The sequence below is a fragment of the Kitasatospora sp. NPDC004289 genome, from assembly GCF_053602875.1.
On sequence record NZ_JBSGEL010000014.1, the window covers coordinates 19546 to 43055 of the forward strand.

Here is a 23510-nt window from a genome sequence, read left to right on the forward strand (position 1 = left end):
ACACACCACTCAGGGGAGTACATGCGTCAGGTCGCTAAGAAGGGCATCTTCACGGTGGTCGCCACGGGCAGCGTGCTGGCCTCGGCCTCCGGTTACGCCTACGCCGGCGCGGATGCCCAGGGAGTCACCACCAACTCGCCCGGCGTCGGCTCCGGGAACAGCCTCCAGGCGCCCGTGGACATCCCCGTCAACGCCTGCGGGAACACCGTGAGCGTGGTGGGCCTGCTCAACCCGGCGATGGGCAACGACTGCGCCAACGCCTCCGGCGGCTCCCGGCACGGCGGCGGCCCGCACCACGACGGCCCGTCCACCAAGAGCGGCGGCGCGCAGGCCGGGAGCACCACCGCCAACTCGCCCGGCGTCGCCTCGGGGAACAGCATCCACGCCCCCGTCTCCATCCCCGTGAACGCCTGCGGCAACTCGGTCGACGTGGTCGGGATCGCCAACCCCGCCTTCGGCAACGACTGCGCCAACGTCGCCACCCCGCCCGCCCCGCCGCACCACGTCCCGGACGAGGACTGCGACGAGCACGGCACCCACAACCCGCCGCCGCCCGCCTCCAGTCAGCCCCCCGGCACCGTCCCGCCGAGCAGCAGCACCGGCGGCCACGGCAACGGCCGCGGCGGTCTCCCCGGTGGCGAGCTCCCCGGCACCGTGGTGACCGGTCAGCCCGTCTCCTTCACCGAGACCCCGCCGCCGGCCCCGGCCGCGGCCGCCGCCCGCACCGCCTCCCCGGCCGCGGTGGCGGCCCCGGCCCGGGCCCAGCTGGCGCAGACCGGTTCGGACGGCCTGCAGCTGATCACCGCCACCGGGGCGGCCCTGCTGCTCGGCGGCGGTGTGCTCTACCGCCGCTCGCGGGCGGGCGCGCGCTGACGCGTCCCGGCGGAACGCCGGAGGGGCGTGGCACACCCGGTGCCACGCCCCTCCGGCGTTCGTTCGCACGGCCCCGGGCGACGGCCCGGGTGGTCTCAGCCGACGGTCACCAGCTGCGGACCTGACGGATGATCCGTCGGCGCAGCAGCACGGTGCGGCTGCCGTCGGGGAAGAGCTTCAGCCTGTCCAGCTCCCAGTGCCCGTACTCGGCGTGCTCGGTCAGCAGCTGCCGGGCCGCGTTGCGGGTGGTGCCGCGGGGCATGCGCAGCGACTGGTACTCGTACTCGGGCTGCCGGACCAGCTTGGGTGGGGTCAAGACTCTCCTCCTGCGGGACGACGCATGCAGGCAAGGGTACGACCTGCCTGTGACGGCCTGGGCCGGGCGGCGCCCCGGCCCCGCCCGATCCGTCAGGTGAGCCTCGGTGCTCCGGGGCTGACAGTCAATCAGTTTTCGTACCGAGGAAGGGATACCCACCCCGGCCGGGGCCGATGCGCGGCGCGGCGGGAGGGTGGGCGGTCGGCTCGGGGGTCGCTCCGTCGGTCGGTGCGGCGGTCGGTGCGGCGGTCGTTCCGCCGGTCGGGGCGGGGTACAGAACCGTCCGGACCGGACATCCGGGCGGAAGTTGCGGTGAATTCCCGGAAGTAGACGACAACCCCTGTGCGTGTCGAGGCTCCGGGGAGATAGCGTCAGCACCATGTCTGATGCCGCGCAGCTCACCATCGCCGAGGTACGGGCCGCCGCCGAGGCGGTCAAGTCCGCCATCGACCGCCACCTGGCGGCGGTCACCGGCCACTCCGAAGCGGGTGATCCCGGTGTGGTCGCCGCTTACGAGGAGCTCGCCGCGGCGGCCATCGCCTACGACCAGATCCTTTACGAGGCCTACGACGAGGTCACCCCGTTCGAAGTGCCGGGCGACGAGGGCAGCGGTGGCTACACCGGTCCGGACCAGCCCGAGGCGATCAGCGTGCTGATCCGACGGGACTACCTGATCACCGACGCCAAGCGGCTGCGGTCCCAGGCCGAGCGGGTGGACAGCTCGCTGGTGCCCGGCGGCGGCCAGGACGGCAGCGGCGTGAACGCGGCCATCGGCGTGCTGTTCGGCGAGTACGAACCGGACGAGATCGCGGCCCGCTGCGAGGAGTTCGGCCTGGAGGAGGGGGACTCCACCCTCTGGGTGGCGGCTGCCGAGCCCTCCGATCCGGGCGAGTGGCTCCCGGAGCCGTTCGACGGTGCCGACCCGCAGCTGCTGATCTGCCGGTTCGACGTCAGCGAGGTCTACGACGACGACCTGGACGGGTTGGACGAGGAGGAGTAGCCGGCGGCGGGGTGTGCGGCTCCGCACGGCTCCGTACGGCGTGGAGGGGCGGGCCCGGTGGGCCCGCCCCTCCGTCGTATCTCGTATCTCGTACCTCGTGGCTCGGCGCCTCCGTGCTGTCGCTCGGCGCCGCTGCGCCGTCGCTCGTGGCGCGGCTCAGTGCGCTCAGTACGCCTGCTCGGCCTGCTCCGCCAGGATCGACCGCAGGCGGGTGGTGCGCGGACGGGCCGGGCGCTCGGCGACGGCCTGGGCCAGCGCGGGGCCGGCCGCGTGCACCACCGAGAGGTGGCGCTCGGCGCGGCCGAAGACGGTGTAGACCCACTGCCTGGTCAGCCCGGCCGCGGCGTCCTCCGGCAGCACGGCGACCGCGCCGGGCCATCGACGGCCGACCGCCTGATGCCCCGTCAGGGCCCAGCCGTGGCGCAGCTCGGAGACCTTCGCGGGCGGCAGGGTGAGCCGGGTGCCGCCGGCCAGCTCCAGGTGCAGCCCGGCGGCGTCGCCGTCCAGCACGCGGCCGAGCCGGGCCACGCCCGGGGCGGGGGAGTGCACCACCCGGTCGCCCGGGTCGAAGCCGCCGAACCGGCCGGGGCCGGGGTTGAGCCGGGCCTTGGCCGCCGCGTTCAGCGCCCGGGTGCCGGCCGCGCCGCCGTGACCGGGCGTCAGCAGCACCACCTGCTCGGCCGGGATGCCGAGGGCGCGCGGGATGGAGTCGGTGAGCAGCTGCACCGCGCGGTGCACCGCCTCGCCGCCGTCCTTGGCGGTGAGGATCACCACCTCCTTCTCCGGTGCGTCGACGGGCTGGAGCTCGCCGATGCCGATGGAGGAGACCAGCTCGCCGATCGGGCCGAAGTCCGGTGTCCGGGAGGCGACCGCCGGGCAGGTCTTGGCGGCCAGCAGGTCGGCGAAGAACCGGCCGGGGCCGGCCGACCAGAGCTGCCCCGGGTCCCCGCTGAGCACCAGCCGGGTGGAGTCGGCCAGCGCCTCCAGCAGGGTGGCGGCCAGCTCGACGTCGACCAGCGGGGCGTCCAGCACGATCAGCAGGTCCAGGGCGAGCGAACCGTCCGAGGCCCGGGCCGGGCCCTCGGCACCGGCCAGCAGCTCGCCGAGCACGGCGACCTCGGCGGCCCCGCTCCGCGCCCGCAGGGCGTCCCGGCCCTCGGCCGTCCACGTCGCGGCCCAGGCCCGGAGGCCCAGCCCGAGGGCGGCGGTGAGCAGCGCGGCGGGCTCCGCGCGTGCGGCCTCGCCGCCGGTGTGCAGCACCACGGGGTGCTCGGCGACGGCACGGATCAGGGCGGTGGCGGAGGAGGACGGCGCGGCGACGGCGGCCGCCTCCCAGGCGGCCGGGCCGGGCTGCACGGGAGCCGACGGGGCGTCAGCGGGCTCGGCCACCGCGGCTCCGGCGTCCGGTGCGACTCCGGTGTTCGCCGCGTCGTCGGTGCCGCTGTCGGTGGTGCCGTCGATTCCGTCGGTCGGGTCGGTCGCGTCCTCGGGGGCGGAGGGCGCGTCGTCCTCCGAGCCTTCGTCCTCCGAGCCGTCGGCCGCCGCCGCGTCCGGGGCGGGCTCGGTGGCCCGGGCCGCCTCGTACTCCTCGTCGGTGCCGGGCACGAAGGTGGACATCACCCGAACGAGACCGTCCGCGAGGCTCTCCTCGGCGAGGGCCAGCCGCTCCAGTGCGAGCAGCGTCCGCATCGGGGGCTCGTCGTCCTCGTCGCCGGACGGGCGGTGGCCGGGCAGCTCCTCCTGAAAGGCCATCACCCGGCCGTCCACCACGACCTCCTGGAGCGCGGCGGCCGCGTCCGGCAGGCCGAGCCGCTCCAGCCCCGAGGCCACCTCGCCGATCTCCGCCGCCGAGTCGCCGCGCAGCGCGGCCTGCTCCAGCAGCCAGGGCACCAGTGCCTGGGCGCGGCGCGGGTCGCCGGGCCCGGCCGCCGGGCCGAGCAGGCCCCGGGCGAAGCCGTCCGCCTGGTCGGGCCGGACACCGGGGAGGGAGAGCACCGCCCACGGGTCCTCCCGCAGCAGGCCGGCCGCGCCCTCGCCGAGCGCCGCCACGGCGGCCGGGGCGAAGTCGGCCGGGGCGCCCCCGGCCGTCAGCACCTCGGCGGCCTCCCGCAGCGCCTGCTCGCGCTGCCCGTCCACCGCGCCGGGGGCCGGGGCGGTGGCCCCGCCCGGCGCGGAGGAGGTGGTGGCGGGGCCGGAGCCGCCGCCGACCGTGCCGCCGACCGTACGGATCGCCTCGGCCAGCGCGGCCACGGTGGCCGCCGTCGCCGGCCCGGCCGCTGTCGTACCGTCAGCTCCCGCGGCGCCCGCAGCTCCCGGCTCGGACGCCCGCTCGGGCTCCCGCTCGGAGGCTCCTCGGGGTGCCTGCTCGGGTGCCTGCCCACGTCCCTGGTCCGGAGCGCCCTCGGCCACGTTCTCCGCTTCCTCCACGTCGCCCACCACTTCGCTCCTACAGCTCCGTCCAGCCCTGGTCCGGGTAGCGGTGCACCGGGGCCGAGACGTCGTCCAGCGCACCGCGGATCTCACCCGGTAGCGTAAGCGCCTCCACCGACAGGGCCGCCGCCAGCTGTCCGGCGGTCCGGGCGCCGACCAGCGCGCTCGCCACGCCGGGCCGGTCCCGGGCCCAGGCGAGGGCCACCGCGAGCGGGCTGCTGGCCAGACCGTCGGCGGCGGTGGCGAGGGCGTCCACGATCCGGCGCGACCGCTCGCCGAGGTACGGCTGCACGAAGCCCGACAGGTGGGGCGAGGCCCCGCGCGACTCGGGCGGCACGCCGTGCCGGTACTTCCCGGTGAGCACGCCGCGACCGAGCGGGGAGGAGGCGATCACCCCGAGCCCCGCGTCCAGGGCGGCGGGCAGCACCTCGCGCTCGATGCCGCGCTGGAGCAGCGAGTACTCCATCTGGGTGGAGGCCAGCGGGACCCGGCCGGGGTGGGCGCGCTGCCAGGTGGCGGCCTTGGCCAGCTGCCAGCCGCTGTGGTTGGAGAGTCCGACGTAGCGCGCCCGGCCGGAGGAGACGGCCAGGTCGAGGGCGTGCAGGGTCTCCTCGGTGGGGGTGCCGGGGTCGAAGGCGTGCACCTGCCACAGGTCCACGTAGTCGGTGCCCAGGCGGCGCAGCGAGGCGTCGAGGGCGGACAGCAGGCCGCCGCGGGAGGTGTCGAAGCGCCGGTCGGAGTCGGGGGTGCTGCCGGCCTTGGTGGCGATCACCAGGTCCGAGCGCGGGACCAGACCGTCCGTCAGCCGGGAGATCAGGTACTCGGCGCCGCCGTCGGCGTACACGTCGGCGGTGTCGACGAGGGTGCCGCCGGCGTCGACGAAGGTCTTGAGCTGCTCGGCGGCCTCGTGCTCGTCGGTGTCCCGGCCCCAGGTCATGGTGCCCAGGCCGAGCCGGGAGACCCGCAGGCCGGTCCGGCCGAGGTGACGCTGTTCCATCGGGCAGACCCTCCGTCGGCTGACCCGCGCCCGGGTGACGTCGGCGGCGACATCGGCGCAGGTGGGGGAAGGTGCCTCCCCCGTCGGCCGAGCGTAGCGGCCCAGGCCCGGGCCGCCGCGCCGACGTGCCGGGAGCGCGACACGCGTGTGTTCCCGGGCGACACGCGCGGACCTGCCGGGCGACACGCGCGGACCCGAAGGGCGACACGTGCGGGTACCTACCGGTGGGTAGCTTGACCGGCTACGCTCCGTCCAGCGGCTCGCCGTCGGGCGGCCGGGCCACCACGCACCCCCGTACCCCGTACCCCCTGACACCCCTCCGGAGGGCCATCCCATGCGACTCGGCATCAATCTCGGCTACTGGGGCCTCGGCATGGACGCCGACAACATCGCCGTCGCCCAGGAGGCCGACCGGCTCGGCTACTCGGTCTGCTGGGCGGCCGAGGCGTACGGGTCGGACGCCGCCACCGTGCTCTCCTACGTGGCCGCCAAGACCGAGCGGATCGACGTCGGCTCCGCCATCTTCCAGATCCCGGCCCGGACCCCCGCGATGACCGCCATGACCGCGGCCACCCTGGACACCCTGTCGGGCGGCCGCTTCCGGCTCGGTCTCGGCGTCTCCGGCCCGCAGGTCTCCGAGGGCTGGTACGGCGTCAAGTTCGACAAGCCGCTGGCCCGCACCCGCGAGTACGTGGAGATCATCCGCAAGGCGATGTCCCGCGAGCGGCTCAGCCACGAGGGCGCCCACTGGACCCTGCCGCTGCCCGGCGGCCCGGGCAAGCCGCTCAAGCTGACGGTGCATCCGGTCCGCGAGCACATCCCGCTCTACATCGCCGCGATCGGCCCGAAGAACCTGGAGCAGACCGGCGAGATCGCCGACGGCTGGCTCGGCATCTTCTTCGCCCCCGAGCACGCCGCACTCTCCCTCGACCCGCTGAAGGCCGGCCGGGCCAAGGTGGGCCAGACCCTGGAGGGCTTCGACCTCTGCCCCACCGTCGCCATCTCGGTCGGCGAGGACGTCAAGGCCGCCGCCGACGTGCAGCGCCCCTACACCGCCCTCTACGTCGGTGGCATGGGCTCCAAGGAGAAGAACTTCTACAACCAGCTGGCTCGGCGGATGGGCTACGAGCAGGCCGCCGACGAGATCCAGGAGAAGTACCTGGCCAAGGACTACGCGGGCGCGGCCGCCGCCGTCCCGCACGACCTGATCGACTCCACCGCGCTGCTCGGCACCACCGAGCGGATCGCCGACCGGATGCAGGCCTACGCCGACGCGGGCGTCACCACCCTCACCCTCGCCCCGGCCGGCTTCACCCTGGAGGAGCGGATCACCGCCCTGCGCACCGGCGTCGAGGCCTTGGAGCGCGCCGGGCTGGCCTGACCCGGCCCGGGGTCCCGCACCGAGTCCGCCGAGCCCGGCGGGCTCGGCGGCTCAGGCGGATCAGGTGGCTCCGGCGCTGCTACAGCCAGCCGCTGCGCTTGAAGACCCGGTGCAGGACCAGACAGATCGTCACCATCACCCCGACCGCCGCCGGGTAGCCCCAGGGCTGGCGCAGTTCGGGCATGTCCTCGAAGTTCATCCCGTACACGCCCGCGATCATCGTCGGCACGGCGGCCAGCGCCGCCCAGGCCGAGATCTTCCGCATGTCGTTGTTCTGCTGCACGCTGACCTGCGCGAGGTTGGCGTTCAGGATGTCGGAGAGCAACCGGTCGAGCGCGTCCACCTGCTCGTTGACCCGGGTCAGGTGGTCGGCCACGTCGCGGAAGTACGGCCGCAGCTTGGCGGGGACGGACTCCACGGTGCCCGAGGCCAGGCGCAGCAGCGGTTCCTGGAGCGGGACGGTGGCCTTCCGCACCCCGGTCACCTGCCGTTTGAAGGCGTAGATCCGCTCGGCCAGCCCGCGGACCGGGCGGCCGGGCGCGAACACCTCGGCCTCCAGGTCGTCCAGGTCGCCCTGGAGCGCGGTGGTGATCTCCAGGTACTGGTCCACCACCATGTCGGCGACGGCGTAGAGCACGGCGGCCGGGCCCTGTGCGAGCAGCTCGGGCTCCTTCTCCAGCGTGGAGCGCAGGCCGGCGAGCGGGCTGTCCGTGCCGTGCCGGACCGTCATCACGTAGCAGTCGCCGAGGAAGAGCATCACCTCGCCGGTGGAGACGGTGTGCCCGTCCGGGTGGTAGCCGAGGGTCTTGAGCACCATGAAGGCCGAGCCGGGGAACCGCTCCAGCTTGGGGCGCTGATGGGCCGTCACGGCGTCCTCGACGGCGAGCGGGTGGAGGCCGAACTCCTCGCTGACCAGGTCCAGCTCGCCGGTCGTGGGCTCCACCAGGCCGAGCCAGACGAAAGCGTCTCCGGCCTTCCGGGCGGCCGCCAGGGCGTCCGAGAGGTCCTCGGGGCCCGGGGTGCGACGGCCTGCGCGGTATATGGCGCTGTCGACGATCATGCGGTCCATTCTGGTGCCTGCCGCCCCGTTGCGGCCCGAGAAGTGCACCATACCGAGCCTGTGGGCCGCCGGAAGGCCGTACGCTGACGCCATGCCGACCCTGTTGCTCGTCCGCCACGGCCGTTCCACCGCCAACACGGCGGGGGTGCTCGCCGGTTGGACGCCTGACGTGCACCTCGACGAGACCGGCCGGGCCCAGGCCGCCGAGCTGGCCGCGCGGCTGGACGGGATCCCCCTGGTCAAGGCCGTCTCCAGCCCGCTGGAGCGCTGCGCCGAGACCCTCGCCCCGCTGATCGAGGGGCGCCCCGAGCTCGGCCCGGCCGCCGTGGACGAGCGACTCGGCGAGTGCCACTACGGGGACTGGACCGGGCGGCCGCTGGCCGAGCTGGCCAAGGAGCCGCTCTGGCGCACCGTCCAGGACCACGCGGCGGCGGCGGTCTTCCCCGGCGGCGAGTCGCTGCGGGAGCTGAGCCACCGGACGGTGGACGCCGTGCGGGAGTGGAACGAGAAGATCGAGGCCGAGCACGGGCCGGACGCGGTCTGGGTCGCCTGCTCGCACGGCGACGTGATCAAGGCGGTGGTGGCGGACGCGCTCGGCCTGCACCTGGACCACTTCCAGCGGATCTCGGTCGAACCGTGCTCGGTCACCGCGATCCGCTACACCCCGCAGCGGCCGTTCGTGCTGCGGGTCGGGGACACCGGGAGTCTGGCCTCGCTCGCGCCGCGACCCCCGGCCGAGGGCGGCGGCGGAGGCGGCGGCAACGGGGACGCCGTGGTCGGCGGGGACACCGGAGTCCGCTAGGCGTCGTGACGGCCGGGGCGGGAACGGTGCGGCGCGAAGGGCGCGGCGGGAGGCGCGTGGCGGGTGACGGCGGCGGTGGCCCGTCGACGTGACGGCGCACGCCCCTCCATCTGACGCAGCGGCACCCGGCCTGCCCCAACTGGGCTGCGCAGGCCGTAGGGTGGCCGGTGAGACCACGATCCACAGCGCGACACCCGCCACGTCCCAGATGGCCAGTCCCAGATCGCCACGGCGCCACGGCGCCAGATTCCAGAACCCGGAGCGAGCACGTGCCCCGTCAGGTCCACTTCTATGACCAGCCCGAGCGGTTCGTCGCGGGCACCGTCGGCCAGCCCGGGGCCCGGGCCTTCTTCCTCCAGGCCAGCGCGCGGGGTCGGATCACCTCCGTACTGCTGGAGAAGGCCCAGGTGGCCGCACTCGCGGAGCGGGTCGAGCAGGTGCTCGACGAGGCCCTGAGGCGCAGCGGGGGCGACGCGGACATCCCGCAGTCCGCACCGGCCGAGCTGATCGACACGGCGCCGCTCGACCTCCCGCTGGAGCAGGAGTTCCGGGTCGGCACCATGGCGCTGGCCTGGGACAGCGTCGAGGAGTGCCTGGTGGTCGAGGCCCAGGCGGTGGTCGAGACCGAGGAGGACGCCGCCGAGGCGGAGGCCGAGTACTACGAGGACGAGGACGAGGAGAACGGCCCTGACATGCTCCGGGTCCGGCTCAGCGGTGCGATGGCCCGCGTCTTCGCCAAGCGCGCACTCGACCTGGTCGCGGCCGGCCGCAAGCCCTGCCCGTTCTGCAACCTGCCGCTCGACCCCGAGGGCCACCTCTGCCCCCGGGCGAACGGGTACCGGCGCTGACCGTGGAGCGCACGGGCGGGGCGGGACCGCAGGCGGATCGGACGGCGACGGAGCCGGAGCCGGAGTCGGCGTCGGCGTCGGTCGCGGCTGCCGAGTCGGTGGCGGAGTCGGCTGCGGCGGCGGGCCGGGCAGAGGGGCAGATTGAGGAGCAGATCGAGGTACCGGTGGCGGACCCGGCCGTCAGTGCCGCGCTGGCCGCCGACCCGGAGGCCGCACTGGAACTGCTCCGCTCGGGCGAACTGGAGGTGCACGGCCGGGTCACCAGCGCCTCCAACGCCGTGCTCTACTGCACCGTCACCCTGGACGGCCTGACCGTGCCCTGCGCCTACAAGCCGGTCGCGGGGGAGCGGCCGCTGTGGGACTTCCCCGACGGCACGCTGGCGGGGCGGGAAGAGGCCTCCTTCCTGGTCTCGGCCGCCACTGGGTGGGGCCTGGTGCCGCCCACCGTGATGCGGGACGGCCAGGCCGGGCCCGGCACGGTGCAGCTCTGGATCGAACCGGACGACGAGGCCGAGGAACTGATCGACCTTCAGGACCCGGCCGGCCCCGAACCCGGCTGGCTCCCGATCGTCCGCGCGGACGTGGGCGGCGGGCGGACGGCCCTGCTGGTGCACCGCGACGACGAGCGGCTGCGCCGTCTGGCGGTACTCGACGCGGTACTGAACAACTCCGACCGGAAGGGCGGCCACTGGATCACCGCTCCGGACGGCCGGCTGTACGGCATCGACCACGGCGTGACCTTCGCGGAACCGGCCAAGCTGCGCACCCTGCTCTGGGGCTGGGCCGGCGAGCCGCTGCCGGACGAGGCGTCAGAGGTGCTCGGCCGGTTGGCCGGTGCCCTGGACGGCGCACTCGGGGAGAGCCTGCGCCCGCTGATCACGCCCGTCGAACTGGACGCGACCCGGGCCCGGGTCGCCGCGCTGGTGCGTGGCGGACGTCACCCGGAGCCGTCGCCCGACTGGCCGTCCATCCCCTGGCCGCCGGTCTGAGACCGGGGCGAGTCCGGGGTGCATCCGGTAATCGGTTGGTGTGCCCAGCCGCGCCCGGTGCGTATGCGGCGCGTGTGAGGCCTGCGCTCGGGTCGGCCCGGGGCGCCGGCACGGGGAATGGTACGAGGCTCCCAGGTGGGCGCGGGGCGAACCGGTAGCGAACGCAATCCGGCCGATCTCGCGTACTGGTTAGCCTTTCAAATGATCGCGAGGTTAGAGTCGAGCCATGCATTCCTGGCCCGCCTCCGAGGTTCCCGCCCTGCCTGGTCAGGGGCTTCCCCTCCACATCCACGACACCGCCACGAACAGCGTCCGGGAGGTGGTCCCGCAGGGGCCGACCGCCCGGCTGTACGTCTGCGGCATCACCCCCTACGACGCCACCCACCTCGGCCACGCCGCCACCTACAACACCTTCGACCTGGTGCAGCGGGTCTGGAAGGACGCCGGCCACGACGTCCTGTACGTCCAGAACGTCACCGACGTGGACGACCCGCTGCTGGAGCGGGCGGTGGCGACCGGTCAGGACTGGACGGTGCTGGCCGAGCGTGAGACCGCCCTGTTCCGCGAGGACATGACGGCGCTGCGGATGCTCCCCCCGGCCCACTACATCGGCGCCGTCGAGTCGATCCCGTGGATCGTCCCGCTGGTGAAGAAGCTGCTCGCCTCCGGTGCGGCCTACGAGCTGGACGGCGACATCTACTTCTCGGTCGAGTCCGACCCGCACTTCGGCGAGGTCTCCGGCCTCGACCGGGAGGCGATGGTCCCGGTCTTCGCCGAGCGCGGCGGTGACCCGGAGCGCCCGGGCAAGAAGCACCCGCTGGACGCCCTGCTCTGGCTCTCGGCCCGCCCGAACGAGCCCGCCTGGGACACCGAGCTCGGCCACGGCCGGCCCGGTTGGCACATCGAGTGCGTGGCCATCGCGCTGCAGTACCTGGACATGGGCTTCGACATCCAGGGCGGCGGCAGCGACCTCTCCTTCCCGCACCACGAGATGGGCGCCTCCCACGCCCAGGTCGCCAGCGGTGCGCACCCCTATGCCCGGGCGTACGTGCACGCCGGGATGGTCGGGCTGGACGGGCACAAGATGTCCAAGTCGCGCGGGAACCTGGTCTTCGTCTCGGCCCTGCGCCGGGAGGGCGTCGACCCGGCCGCGATCCGGCTCGCGCTGCTGGCCCACCACTACCGCAGCGACTGGGAGTGGACCCAGGACGACCTGGACCAGGCGCAGGAGCGGCTCGCCCGCTGGCGTGCCGCGGTCTCCCGGCCTGACGGCCCGTCGGCCGAGGAACTGCTGGCCGAGGTCCGTGCCGCGCTCGCCGACGACCTGAACGCTCCGGCGGCACTGGCCGCCGTGGACCGCTGGGCCGACCGGCAGGCCGAGACCGGTGGCACCGACATCGGCGCCCCGGGCCTGGTCTCCCGGACGGTGGACGCCCTGCTGGGCGTGGCGCTCTAGGGATCGGACGGGACAGGGTCCGCACCGCTTCGAGATTCTCGTCGTGGTGCGGACCCTGTCGTTTCGTCAGATGCTCGTCCCGTCAACGCCCGTGCTCGGCGTCGGCGCTCCTACGGGCGTCGGTGCTCCTGCGGTCGCTGTCGGTCGCTGGGCGTCGGCCGGTTGACGACGGCCGGTCGACGACGGCCGTCACTGGTCCTCGTCCTGCGGGTTCTTCGGCTCGGTGGCGTGGCCGGAGACGGGCTTCTCACCGGTCGGGCCGAGGTTGTCCCGACGCCTGAGGTACCGCTCGAACTCGCGGGCGATGGCGTCTCCCGACGCCTCCGGCAGTTCGGCGGTGTCCTGAGCCTCCTCCAGCTGCTGGACGTACTCCGCCACCTCGCTGTCCTCGGCGGCCAGCTGGTCCACTCCGAGCTGCCAGGCCCGGGAGTCCTCGGTCAGCTCGCCCGGCGGGATCCGCAGGTCGAGCAGGTCCTCCAGCTTGTTGATGAGGGCCAGGGTGGCCTTCGGGTTCGGCGGCTGCGCCACGTAGTGCGGCACTGCGGCCCAGAGCGTCACGGCCGGGACACCGGCGTGGGCGCAGGCCTCCTGGAGCACGCCGACGATGCCGGTCGGCCCCTCGTAGCGGCTCTCCTCCAGGTCGAGCGAGCGGGCCAGCGCGGCGTCCGAGGTGACCCCGCTCACCGGGACCGGCCGGCTGTGCGGGGCGTCGCCCAGCAGGGCGCCCAGGATCACCACCAGCTCGACGCCCAACTCATGGGCGAAGCCGAGCAGTTCGTTGCAGTACGAGCGCCAGCGCATGCTGGGCTCGATGCCGCGGACCAGCACGAGGTCGCGCGGGCGCGGCTCCGTCACCCGGACCACCGAGAGCCGGGTGGTCGGCCAGGTGATCCGACGCACCCCGCCGTCCAGCCAGATGGTCGGTCGGTTGACCTGGAAGTCGTAGTAGTCCTCGGCGTCCAGTGCCGCGAAGACCTTGCCGCCCCAGGTCGAGTCGAGGTGCCCCACGGCGGCGGAGGCCGCGTCACCTGCGTCGTTCCAGCCTTCGAAGGCGCAGACCATCACCGGGTCGATCAACTCGGGAACATCTTCCAGCTCGATCACCCAGCGTCTCCCTCCGGACGTTCCATGGTCCCTACCTGCCCAGCCTACGAGCTTTGAAGCGTGGGCCAGGAGCGGTCGAGCCTATCCCGGAGAGCCCTTGGCGACCCAGTCGGTTTTGGGCACTCATGGACACCTGTCTATGATTACTGGACAGTCGTCCATGAAAGGGAGCCTGACGTGAACCTCCTCGCGAACGTCCTGGTCGGTCTGGTGGCCGCGTTGCACATGTGGATCCTGGTGCTGGAGATGTTCCTCTGGGAGCGGGCGCCGGGCCGCGGGCTCTCGGGCTTCGACGCCGCGATGGCCAAGGCCACCGCGCCGCTGGCGGCCAATCAGGGGTTGTACAACGGCTTCCTCGCCGCCGGTCTGGTCTGGGGGCTGGTGGCGGCGGACCCGACCGGCTTCCGGGTCCAGGTCTTCTTCCTCAGCTGCGTGGTCGTGGCCGGTCTGTACGGTGCCGCCACCGCCAACCGCCGCATCCTGGTCGCCCAGGCGCTGCCCGGCGCGCTCGCCCTCACTGCGGTGCTGGTCGCGGGATGACCGACCCTCGTCCGCGGTCCGGTGCCCGGCGCGGGGCCCAGCCCGGCCGTCAGCCCGCTCGGCAAGCCGGTCATCAGGCCGGCTCTCGGCCCGATGCCCAGCCCGAGGCGCGGTCCGGCCCTCGCCCGGATCCGCATGCGGAGGGCCGGACCGCGACCGGCGCTGTGGTCGGCCCGGGGGTCGGACCCGGTGGCCGCCCCGACCCCAGGGCCGAGCGGACCAGGGCAAAGCTCCGGGCCGCCCTGCTCGCCGAGTGCGCCGAGCGTCCGCTGGAGGAGCTGGGGGTGGCGGCCCTCGCCCGGCGGGCCGGGGTCGGGCGGGCCACCTTCTACGTGCACTACCCCGACCTGCAGTCGCTGGCGGTGGACTCCTGCGCCGACGTCGTCCGGGACGGCGTGGAAGCGCTGCACGCCTGGCGCGGCGTGCCCGACCCGGCCTCGCCCCCGCCGCCCCTGGCGGACTTCCTGGCCGTGCTGGCCGGGCACGGCCCGCTCTACCGCACCCTGCTCACCCCCGGCGGCGGAGGCCCGCTCGGTGAGCTGATGCACCGTGAGCTGCGTGCCTACAGCCGCCGGGAGCGCGAGCTGGCCGGCGCCCCGCACGCCGCCCTGGTCGCCACCGCCGTCGCGGCGACCTTCACCGGACTGCTCGCCGACTGGGTGCACGGCGAGCTCCCGGGCACCCCCGCCCAACTGGCCGCCCACTGCTGGCGTCTGCTGATCGCGCTCCATCGCACCCCCCTCGATCCGGCCGATCCGGCTGACCCGGCCGACCCGGTCTGAAGGGCGGAGGACACACCGTCCTCCGGACCCTTCTGACGATCCATCATGGGTCTGCTCGTCGCGTCTGTGACCCTGACGAATGTCAGGTACCGGTGGATTCGTCCCGGTGGTTCTCTGATCTCGGCGCGGGAGATCCCGAGCCGAGAGAGCAGAGCAAGGAGAATCCTCATGTTCGGTGCACTCGGAGTACGCAGGCTGGTCATGGCCGGCGCGGCGCTGGCGCTGGGCGCCGCCACCCTCGGGGCGACGACCGTCAGCGCCGAGGCCGCCAGCGGCTGCTACGGCATCGGCGGCGGCAAGTACAACTGCAACGTCTGGAAGACCGCCCCGACGTACTGGGAGAACAACGTCCGCGCCGGCACCCTGAACGCCGGGACGAACTACTTCTACTGCCAGGCCGTCGGCACCCGGATGTCGGACGGGCCGTACTACAACAAGTGGTACGCCAAGACCGACGACGACAGCGGCAACAAGGGCGTCTGGGTCAACGTCATCTACCTCTCCGGCGGCGGCAACGACGAGCCCGTCCCGGGCCTGCCCTACTGCTGACGGCTCGGCCGACGGGCTGACGGCACGTCAACCCCCGTACTGCGCGAGGTAGCGCAGGACGAGGTCGACGTGGGGGCGCACCCGTTCAGGGACGCCCCCGGTGTCGGCCACGGTCTTGTCGCTGGTGCGGTAGCCCGCGGTGACCAGGGCGGGCAGGTCACCGCGGACTCCGCGCCGCTTCAACTGCTGGTCCAGCCAGCACACGTAGTTGCCCATCGTGATGATCGCGTCCGGAGCCGACATGTAGTCCTTCCGGCCGTCACCGTCACCGTCCTGGGCCCAGGCGTTGAAGACCGACGGGGTCCACATCGCGATCCCGTACTCCTCGGTCCGAGGGCGTGAAGCCTGCGCGTCGAAGCCGCTCTCCGCCTTGAGCATGGCGGCGATGAGCGCGGGTGTGATCTCGGGCTCCGGGCAGCGCCGGGCTGCCCGGTCGATGGGCTCGCGCAGGGCGGCGGGCACGTCGGCATCGGAGGGGAGGGCGCCGGCCCTGGCGGACGGGTCCGAAGGGGCGGAGGCAGCGGTCCCGCCGGGGGAGGGCCGCGTCGCCGGGTCCGGGACCGCACCGGCGGCCGGAGGCGGGGGAGCGGAGCCGGCGGCCCGGTCCGGCAGGCCGGCCCAGTGGACAGCCGGCACGGCCGCGATCAGCGCTGCGGCCAGGGGTAGACCGATCCGACGCCACCGTCGGGGAGGAGGGGGAGAGTGCAGCAGTCTCAGCCGTGTCACCAGGCGAGCGGCGGTAGGGCGGAGCGCCTGATCGACGGTCAGACAGTCGGCGATCAGTGCCTGCCAGCCGTCGGGCAGCCGCTCGTCGAGCCGCAATGGTGCACTGCCCCGGGCGTAGGCCTGGGCGGTCAAGGCCCTGGCCCGTGCGGTCGCGCCGAGGAAGGGGTGCAGCCCACCCGTCAGCATCTGGTGCGCCAGGACGCCGAAGGCCCAGACGTCCGCACTGGGCCGGAGCTGGACGCCGCGTGGTCCGGATCGCTGGGACCACCACTCCGGGGGCACGTGGTCCAGCGAGCCCAGCGGCGGGGCGTAGGCGTGGGTCCCCTCCAGCTCGGTGGTCAGGCCGAAGTCGGCGAGCTTGATGTCGCCGGTGGGCATCAGCAGCACGTTCCCCGGCTTCAGGTCGCCGTGCACCCATCCCCGGCCGTGCATGTGGGCCAGCCCGGCGGCGAGCTCGCCGAGCATCTGCCCGACGCCCGGGAGGGAGCGTCCGGGCACGGCCTCCTGGAGGAGCTGCTGGAGGCTCAGCTCGGCCCGCTCCATCACCAGGGCGACGGCGCCGTCCAGCGCAGGGTAGGTCGGGTCACGCACGGTGGTGACGGTCAGGGTGCGGATCAGATGGGGGTGGTCGGCCCGTCGGCTGAAGCGGACCTCGCGCCGGGTGAGTTCCGCCATCGTCCGCCGCTGACCCGGGGTCAGCCGCCCAGGTGGGAGGAACTTCACCGCAACGGGCATGCCGTCCGCCTCACAGGTGCCGGCGTACACCCGGCCCCAGGCCCCGGTGCCGATCAGGGGCCCGATCCGGCAGCCGGCCACCAGATAGCCCGTCGGCACCTCGAGTTGGCCGGGTTCGGTCGGCATCGGCGCTCCGTCCGCTCAGCCGAGCCGGAGGGCGGGTGCGGCGGGAGAGCCGGCCCGAGGCCGGGCCACCGGTGGGTTGAGCAGCGCGAGGTGCTCCTCGCGGACCAGATCGAAGCGGAGCGCGAGCGAGACCAGCTCCTCCCGCTTACGGCCGGTCCGCCCGCCGTCCTCGCAGTCGCGCAGCCGCAGCTTGGTCTCCGCCAGGTAGTCGATGTGGTAGTTGACGGCGGACCGGGTCAGCCCGCGGCCGGCCGGGAGGGCGCGGAGCCGGGCCAGCACGTCGCCCACCCCCGGCACGGCGGCGGCCGAGGGGTCCCGCAGGCGCGGTTCACAGAGGGCCAGCAGTACCAGGAAGTACTTCGCCGTCGGGTCCAGGGCGAAGGGGCTGACGGTGTGCTCGCCGCCTTGGTGGTCGGGCGGCCCGTCCAGGTAGGCGTGCTGCGGGGCGAAGACCTTGAACTCGGTGGAGCCACCGACGGAGGGCAGCACCACCCGGGCGAACTCGAACGGCACGGGCGCCCCGAGTCTCCCCGGGGCGACCTTCAGGTGCTCGCCGGCGCCCTCCATGTTCTCCACCACGTAGGTCGCCGTGGGGCTGAAGTTGGAGAGCCGCCAGTAGTCCTCCGCCGCGATGATCTCCCCGGCCCGCCGGGAGACCCCCTGGTCGGACAGCTCGATCACGACCGGGCAGTCGGGCGCACCACGACCGAAGTCCGCCTGTTCGCCCGGCCCCATCCGGAGCAGCGGGGGCCGCTCCGAGGGCGCCGCCCCCGGGCGGCCGGGCAGTTGGACGATCACCGTGTCCATCGGGACTCCTCCCCGGGCCGACGGTCGTGCGCGAATCATGCTAGACGCTCCGCTGTTACGCGGTCACCATCCGTTCGGGTGGGTCTGGTTGACCCGACGTCAGGGCACCGGCCCGCCGCCCCGGTCCTGGCTGGTCCTCGGCCCTCAGCACCACCCCGACCGGTAGGCCGCCCAGTGCTCCGGCGTGGCGGTGAAGTCCACGTACAGCGCCAGCCCGAAGGCCTGCCGTCCCGGTGCTTCCCGGCCCAGCGCCAAGCGGGCGCCCCGCACGGCGGTCGCTACCGTCTCCGCCGAGCCCCGGTGGCCGAAGGTGTCGTCCCAGTAGGCGGGCAGCCCCATCAGCAGGTCCACCTGAGGGGGCGTCACCTCCAGTGCGAGCTCGGTCTGCTGCGCCACGTAGCCGCCGTACAGCGACTCCGTCGGCATCGCGGTGTCGTAGGACATCACCGCGATCTGGTCCACCCGCCCGGCGACGTCCGCGAAGTACGCCTGGGACCACCACTTGCCGTGGTCGAAGGCGGCCGTGCTCAGCCGGTGCAGCTCGGGCAGCGGGTCGATCTGCGGGGAGGCCACCGAGAGCGGCACGCCCCGGGCGGAGGTCAGCGCCCGGGTCCGGTCCAGCAGGTCCAGGAAGCCGGCCGAGTCGGAGCGCACCGGCTCCAGGTCGTAGTGCACCCCGTCGAAGCCGAGGTCCAGCACCTGCCCGGCCGCCCAGGCGATCCGCCCGCGCACCGTCGGATCGTCCAGATCGAGCCCCTCCTTCTCCGGCCGCACGACATCGCCCAGCCAGGAGTGGACGCGCAGCCGGCGCAGCAAGCGGTGCACCTCGTCGACGAACTGACGCGCCCTCGGGTACCGCTCGGCCGGGAGCGAGCCGTCGTGCTCCAGCGGCCCGGTGTGCACGTACAGGTCGCGCACTCCTGTCCCGGCGAGCAGCCGCGTCAACTCGGTGACGTCGGCTTCCCCCTTGCGCCCGTCCACCCAGGCGTGCCCGAGCCAGACCGCGTCCCGTCCCCTGGTCAGGGCCTGCGCCGAGGGCTCGCCGGTGTACTCCATCCGCAGCGCGGCGGCCGCCGTCGCGAGCGGAAGCAGCGTCAGGACCGAGCCCAGCAGCAGTGCCAGCAGGGCGCAGTACGCGGCCCTCCGCCACCGCGTCGAACCTGACCACGTCCGCCGGAATTTCTTGATCATCCGTCCTCCTCGTGGAAGGCGCACGCTCAGGATGCGGAACGGGTTCCCGACCTTGGCCGTGGTCCGGCTACCCTGACCGCGTGCCTCCCGTACACGGACGGGTCGCATAGCCGACAGCCGTCGCACCCAGGGAGTAGCCCCATGGCCACCGCCGTCCCCTTTTCCGCCCCGCAGGACCGCGCGAAGGAGCAGGACCGCGCGAACGAACTGCGCGAAGCCCTCGCCACCCGCGTGGTGGTGGCCGACGGTGCGATGGGCACCATGCTCCAGGCCCAGGAGCCGAGCCTCGAGGACTTCCAGCAGCTCGAGGGCTGCAACGAGATCCTCAACGTGACCCGCCCCGACATCGTGCGCTCGGTCCACGACGCCTACTTCGAGGTCGGTGTCGACTGCGTCGAGACCAACACCTTCGGCACCAACTACTCGGCGCTGGGCGAGTACGAGATCTCCGACCGGATCTTCGAGCTCTCCGAGGCCGGTGCCCGGATCGCCCGCGAGGCGGCGGACGACTTCACCGCCCGGGACGGCCGCACCCGTTGGGTGCTCGGCTCGATCGGCCCCGGCACCAAGCTGCCGACCCTGGGCCACGCCCCGTACGAGACGCTCCGGGACGGCTTCCAGCAGAACGCGGCGGGCCTGATCGCCGGCGGCGCCGACGCGCTGCTGGTGGAGACCAGCCAGGACCTGCTGCAGACCAAGGCGGCCATCCTCGGCTGCAAGGCCGCGCTGGCCGAAGCCGGCCTCGACCTGCCGATCCTGGCCCAGGTCACCGTCGAGACCACCGGCACCATGCTGCTGGGCTCCGAGATCGGCGCCGCGCTCACCGCGCTGGAGCCGCTCGGCATCGACTACATCGGGATGAACTGCGCCACCGGCCCGGCCGAGATGAGCGAGCACCTGCGCTACCTGGCGAAGAACGCCAGGGTCGGCCTCTCCTGCATGCCGAACGCGGGGCTCCCGGTGCTCGGCAAGGACGGCGCGCACTACCCGCTGAGCCCGGTCGAGCTGGCCGACGCGCACGACACCTTCACCACCGAGTACGGCCTCTCGCTGGTCGGCGGCTGCTGCGGCACCACCCCCGAGCACCTGCGCGCCGTGGTGGAGCGGGTCCAGGGCCGCCCGGTGGTGGCCCGCGACCCGCAGCCCGAGCCCTCCGCCTCCTCGCTCTACCAGCCGGTGCCGTTCCGTCAGGACATCTCCTACCTGGCGATCGGCGAGCGCACCAACGCCAACGGGTCCAAGAAGTTCCGCGACGCGATGCTCGCCCAGGACTGGCAGGCCTGCGTCGAGATCGCCCGCGAGCAGATCCGGGACGGCTCGCACATGCTCGACCTCTGCGTCGACTACGTCGGCCGGGACGGCGTGGCCGACATGAAGGAGATCGCCGGCCGCCTGGCCACCGCCTCCACCCTGCCGATCGTGCTGGACTCCACCGAGCCGCAGGTGCTGCGGGCCGGCCTGGAGGCGCTCGGCGGCCGCGCGGTGCTCAACTCGGTGAACTACGAGGACGGCGACGGCCCGGAGACCCGGTTCGGCCGGATCGCCTCGCTGGCCCGGGAGCACGGGGCCGGCCTGATCGCGCTGACCATCGACGAGGAGGGCCAGGCCCGCACCGCCGAGACCAAGGTGGCCATCGCCGAGCGCCTGATCGCCCAGCTCACCACCGAGTACGGCATCGACGAGGGCTCGATCCTGGTCGACTGCCTGGCCTTCACCCTGGGCACCGGCCAGGAGGAGTCCCGCCGCGACGGCATCGAGACCATCGAGGCGATCCGCGAGCTGAAGCGCCGTCACCCGGCTGTCCAGACCACCCTCGGCCTCTCCAACATCTCCTTCGGCCTCAGCCCGGCCGCCCGCCAGGTGGTCAACTCGGTCTTCCTCAACGAGTGCGTCGAGGCGGGCCTCGACTCGGCGATCGTGCACGCCTCCAAGATCCTGCCGATGGCCCGGATCCCCGAGGGCCGGCGCGAGGTCGCGCTCGACCTGGTCTACGACCGCCGGGCCGAGGGCTACGACCCGCTGCAGAAGCTGCTGGAGCTCTTCGAGGGCGTCAGCGCCGCCTCCAACGCGGCCTCCAAGGCCGAGGAGCTGGCCGCCCTCCCGCTGGACGAGCGCCTCCAGCGCCGGATCATCGACGGTGAGCGCAAGGGCCTGGAGGCCGACCTGGACGAGGCCCTGACGGAGCGTCCGGCCCTCGACATCGTCAACACCACCCTGCTCGCGGGCATGAAGGTGGTCGGCGAGCTGTTCGGCTCCGGCCAGATGCAGCTGCCCTTCGTGCTCCAGTCCGCCGAGGTGATGAAGACCGCGGTGGCCTACCTGGAGCCGCACATGGAGAAGTCCGACGACGAGGGCAAGGGCACCATCGTGCTCGCCACCGTCAAGGGCGACGTCCACGACATCGGCAAGAACCTGGTCGACATCATCCTGTCCAACAACGGCTACACCGTGGTCAACCTGGGCATCAAGCAGCCCGTCTCGGCGATCCTGGACGCCGCCCAGGAGCACCGCGCCGACGTGATCGGGATGTCCGGCCTGCTGGTGAAGTCCACCGTCATCATGAAGGAGAACCTGGAGGAGCTGAACCAGCGTCAGCTGGCCGCCCAGTTCCCGGTGATCCTCGGCGGCGCCGCGCTCACCCGCGCCTACGTCGAGCAGGACCTGCACGAGATCTACGAGGGCGAGGTCCGCTACGCCCGGGACGCCTTCGAGGGCCTGCGCCTGATGGACGCGCTGATCGCGGTCAAGCGCGGCGTCCCCGGTGCCGCGCTGCCGGAGCTGCGCCAGCGCCGGCACGCCCGGGTCGAGGTCCAGGAGCCGGAGGAGGTGAACCTCGGTCAGATCCGTTCGGACGTGGCGGTGGACAACCGCATCCCCGCCCCGCCGTTCTGGGGCGACCGGATCGTCAAGGGCGTCCCGTTCGCGGACTACTCCTCCTGGCTGGACGAGGACGCGCTCTTCAAGGGCCAGTGGGGCCTCAAGGCCGCCCGGGCCGGCGAGGGCCCGTCCTACGAGGAGCTGGTGGAGACCGAGGGCCGCCCCCGCCTGCGGATGTGGCTGGACCGGCTGCAGACCGAGGGCTGGCTGGAGGCCGCCGTGGTCTACGGCTACTTCCCGGCCGCCTCCAAGGGCGACGACCTGCTGGTCTACAACGCGGACGGCACCGAGCGCACCCGCTTCACCTTCCCGCGTCAGCGCCGCGGTCGCCGCCTCTGCCTGGCCGACTTCTTCCGCCCGGAGGAGAGCGGCGAGAAGGACGTGCTCGGCCTCCAGGTGGTCACCATGGGGAACCGGATCTCCGAGGCGGCCAACGAGCTCTTCGCCGCCAATGCGTACCGGGACTACCTGGAGCTGCACGGCCTCTCGGTCCAACTGGCCGAGGCCCTGGCCGAGTTCTGGCACGCCCGGGTCCGTTTCGAGCTGGGCTTCGGCGACGAGGACCCGCAGGACGTCAAGGACATGTTCCAGCTCAAGTACCGCGGCGCGCGGTTCTCGCTCGGCTACGGGGCCTGCCCCGAGCTGGAGGACCGGGCCAAGATCGCCGACCTGCTGAAGCCGGAGCGGATCGGGGTCGTGCTCTCCGAGGAGTTCCAGCTCCACCCGGAGCAGTCGACGGACGCGATCGTGATCCACCACCCCGAGGCGAAGTACTTCAACGCGCGCTAGCTGTATTGACCCGCGGGGTTGTTGACGCGGCTGATCGGTGGTTGTCCTCCGATGGCGGTGTGGCAGCGATGGTAGTTGTAGCGGTGGAGGAAGTCGGGGAGCGCTTCGGTTCGTTCCTGGTTGCTGGCGTAGGGGCGTTGGTAGGCCCATTCGTCGAGCAGGGTGCGGTTGAAGCGCTCCACCTTGCCGTTGGTCTGCGGCCGGTAGGGGCGGGTGCGTTTGTGGGTGATGCCGGATGCCCGCAGGGTGTCGCGCCACAGGTGTGACTTGTAGCAGGAGCCGTTGTCGGTCAGGACTCGTTCGACGGTGATGCCGAGGACGGCGAAGAACCGCTCGGCCCGGCGCCAGAAGCCGGCGGCGGTCTCCTTGCGCTCGTCGGGCAGGATCTCGCTGTATGCCAGCCGGGTGTGGTCGTCGACGGCGGTGTGGACGAAGCTGTAGCCGATCACCGGGTGGCAGTTGCGGCGCTCGCGTGTGGTGGAGTGCCGGTTGTTCTCGCCGGACTGGCGGTCCATCACGCGGTGGCCGCCGCCGTCGGGGATGTTGCCGAGCTTCTTGATGTCGACGTGGACCAGCTCGCCGGGACGCTCGCGTTCGTAGCGGCGGATGACCTGGCCGGTGGGTCGGTCCATGAAGCGCAGGCGGTTCAGGCCGTGGCGGGTCAGGACCCGGTGGACGGTGGAGGCCGGGATGCCGAGGATCGGGCCGATCCTGGCGGGGCCGAGCTTGCGTTCTTGGCGCAGGGCGCACACCTTCGCCTCCACGGCGGTGGGTGTGCGGTGCGGTGTCGTGTGCGGGCGGCTGGGGCGGTCGTGCAGGCCCGCGTCGCCTTCGGCTCGCCAGCGGCGCATCCACTTGTGGGCGGTGGTGCGGGATATGCCCATCTCGGCGGCTATGTGGGCGACCGGGCGGCCCGCGGCGACGCGCTCGACCAGGAGCCGCCTGCCGTGCACGGTCAGCCGGGCATTACGGTGGGGCACGAAGACCTCCGATGGGTGCAGTCCTAGACAGCTCCACCACATCGGAGGTCTTCACCTTTGAGCAAGCCCAACCACCGTCAACAACGCTCGTGGTCAATACAGCTAGCGCGGGGAACGACTGCCCGGGGAACGGCGAGTGCTTCAACGGGAGG

Annotated in this window: 20 protein-coding genes; 11 read left to right on the plus strand and 9 right to left on the minus strand. The window is 73.2% G+C overall.

Translation table 11 applies throughout. The features are described from left to right. Positions 1-21: 21 nt before the first annotated feature. The gene (locus ACWEPF_RS11985) at positions 22-873 is read left to right on the plus strand and encodes a chaplin family protein (RefSeq protein ID WP_452172486.1); all 852 of its coding nucleotides are present in this window, start codon (positions 22-24) and stop codon (positions 871-873) included. A gap of 106 nt (positions 874-979) precedes the next feature. On the opposite strand, the gene ACWEPF_RS11990 is transcribed toward ACWEPF_RS11985, so the two are convergent. Continuing rightward, entirely contained in the window at positions 980-1189 is a 210-nt protein-coding gene (locus tag ACWEPF_RS11990) for a DUF5703 family protein (RefSeq protein WP_380150372.1), read from the minus strand. A gap of 379 nt (positions 1190-1568) precedes the next feature. Between ACWEPF_RS11990 and ACWEPF_RS11995 the strand changes: the two genes are divergently transcribed. Continuing rightward, complete coding sequence (locus tag ACWEPF_RS11995) at positions 1569-2189, plus strand: hypothetical protein (protein ID WP_452172487.1); 621 nt, start codon at positions 1569-1571, stop codon at positions 2187-2189. Positions 2190-2354: 165 nt separating this feature from the next. Here ACWEPF_RS11995 and ACWEPF_RS12000 read toward each other — a convergent pair whose 3' ends face one another. Further along, positions 2355-4625, minus strand: a complete 2271-nt coding sequence (locus ACWEPF_RS12000; RefSeq protein ID WP_452172488.1) for a helix-hairpin-helix domain-containing protein — start codon at positions 4623-4625, stop codon at positions 2355-2357. Positions 4626-4635: 10 nt separating this feature from the next. Then, complete coding sequence (locus ACWEPF_RS12005; RefSeq protein ID WP_345289822.1) at positions 4636-5616, minus strand: aldo/keto reductase; 981 nt, start codon at positions 5614-5616, stop codon at positions 4636-4638. 334 nt (positions 5617-5950) lie between these two features. On the opposite strand from ACWEPF_RS12005, the gene ACWEPF_RS12010 reads away from it, so the two are divergent. Beyond that, complete coding sequence (locus ACWEPF_RS12010) at positions 5951-6997, plus strand: LLM class F420-dependent oxidoreductase (protein ID WP_452172489.1); 1047 nt, start codon at positions 5951-5953, stop codon at positions 6995-6997. 79 nt (positions 6998-7076) lie between these two features. Here ACWEPF_RS12010 and ACWEPF_RS12015 read toward each other — a convergent pair whose 3' ends face one another. Continuing rightward, positions 7077-8057 carry a magnesium and cobalt transport protein CorA gene (locus ACWEPF_RS12015; RefSeq protein WP_345289807.1) on the minus strand — a complete coding sequence of 327 codons (981 nt, stop codon included), beginning with the start codon at positions 8055-8057 and terminating at the stop codon, positions 7077-7079. Positions 8058-8148: 91 nt separating this feature from the next. On the opposite strand from ACWEPF_RS12015, the gene ACWEPF_RS12020 reads away from it, so the two are divergent. The 4 genes from ACWEPF_RS12020 (at position 8149) to mshC (ending at position 12152) form a co-directional block, all read left to right on the plus strand. Further along, the gene (locus ACWEPF_RS12020; RefSeq protein WP_452172490.1) at positions 8149-8859 is read left to right on the plus strand and encodes a histidine phosphatase family protein; all 711 of its coding nucleotides are present in this window, start codon (positions 8149-8151) and stop codon (positions 8857-8859) included. Between the two features lie 269 nt (positions 8860-9128). After that, a complete protein-coding gene (locus ACWEPF_RS12025; protein ID WP_452172491.1) occupies positions 9129-9707 on the plus strand; it encodes a DUF3090 family protein in 579 nt (192 codons plus the stop codon). 191 nt (positions 9708-9898) lie between these two features. Further along, positions 9899-10696: an SCO1664 family protein gene (locus ACWEPF_RS12030; protein WP_452172551.1), complete on the plus strand. Its 798-nt coding sequence runs from the start codon at positions 9899-9901 to the stop codon at positions 10694-10696. Between the two features lie 226 nt (positions 10697-10922). Then, entirely contained in the window at positions 10923-12152 is a 1230-nt protein-coding gene (gene mshC / locus ACWEPF_RS12035; protein WP_452172492.1) for a cysteine--1-D-myo-inosityl 2-amino-2-deoxy-alpha-D-glucopyranoside ligase, read from the plus strand. 189 nt (positions 12153-12341) lie between these two features. Here mshC and ACWEPF_RS12040 read toward each other — a convergent pair whose 3' ends face one another. Then, positions 12342-13256, minus strand: coding sequence for a PAC2 family protein (locus tag ACWEPF_RS12040; protein WP_345289802.1), 915 nt, complete (start codon positions 13254-13256; stop codon positions 12342-12344). A gap of 177 nt (positions 13257-13433) precedes the next feature. Between ACWEPF_RS12040 and ACWEPF_RS12045 the strand changes: the two genes are divergently transcribed. From ACWEPF_RS12045 to ACWEPF_RS12055, 3 genes are all read left to right on the plus strand, one after another. Next, positions 13434-13796: a DUF1304 domain-containing protein gene (locus tag ACWEPF_RS12045; RefSeq protein ID WP_345289801.1), complete on the plus strand. Its 363-nt coding sequence runs from the start codon at positions 13434-13436 to the stop codon at positions 13794-13796. 164 nt (positions 13797-13960) lie between these two features. Continuing rightward, complete coding sequence (locus ACWEPF_RS12050; protein WP_452172493.1) at positions 13961-14578, plus strand: TetR/AcrR family transcriptional regulator; 618 nt, start codon at positions 13961-13963, stop codon at positions 14576-14578. Between the two features lie 168 nt (positions 14579-14746). Next, positions 14747-15127: a hypothetical protein gene (locus tag ACWEPF_RS12055; protein ID WP_345289798.1), complete on the plus strand. Its 381-nt coding sequence runs from the start codon at positions 14747-14749 to the stop codon at positions 15125-15127. 27 nt (positions 15128-15154) lie between these two features. On the opposite strand, the gene ACWEPF_RS12060 is transcribed toward ACWEPF_RS12055, so the two are convergent. From ACWEPF_RS12060 to ACWEPF_RS12070, 3 genes are all read right to left on the minus strand, one after another. Then, entirely contained in the window at positions 15155-16714 is a 1560-nt protein-coding gene (locus ACWEPF_RS12060) for a serine/threonine-protein kinase (RefSeq protein WP_452172494.1), read from the minus strand. 15 nt (positions 16715-16729) lie between these two features. Next, positions 16730-17521 carry a serine/threonine protein kinase gene (locus tag ACWEPF_RS12065; RefSeq protein ID WP_452172495.1) on the minus strand — a complete coding sequence of 264 codons (792 nt, stop codon included), beginning with the start codon at positions 17519-17521 and terminating at the stop codon, positions 16730-16732. Between the two features lie 144 nt (positions 17522-17665). After that, on the minus strand, positions 17666-18712 hold the full coding sequence (locus ACWEPF_RS12070; RefSeq protein WP_452172496.1) for a hypothetical protein: 1047 nt from the start codon (positions 18710-18712) through the stop codon (positions 17666-17668). Positions 18713-18853: 141 nt separating this feature from the next. Between ACWEPF_RS12070 and metH the strand changes: the two genes are divergently transcribed. Then, positions 18854-22378 carry a methionine synthase gene (gene metH / locus ACWEPF_RS12075; RefSeq protein WP_452172497.1) on the plus strand — a complete coding sequence of 1175 codons (3525 nt, stop codon included), beginning with the start codon at positions 18854-18856 and terminating at the stop codon, positions 22376-22378. Here metH and ACWEPF_RS12080 read toward each other — a convergent pair. Beyond that, positions 22375-23358 carry an IS481 family transposase gene (locus ACWEPF_RS12080; RefSeq protein ID WP_452172498.1) on the minus strand — a complete coding sequence of 328 codons (984 nt, stop codon included), beginning with the start codon at positions 23356-23358 and terminating at the stop codon, positions 22375-22377. The genes metH and ACWEPF_RS12080 overlap by 4 nt on opposite strands. Positions 23359-23510 lie beyond the last annotated feature (152 nt).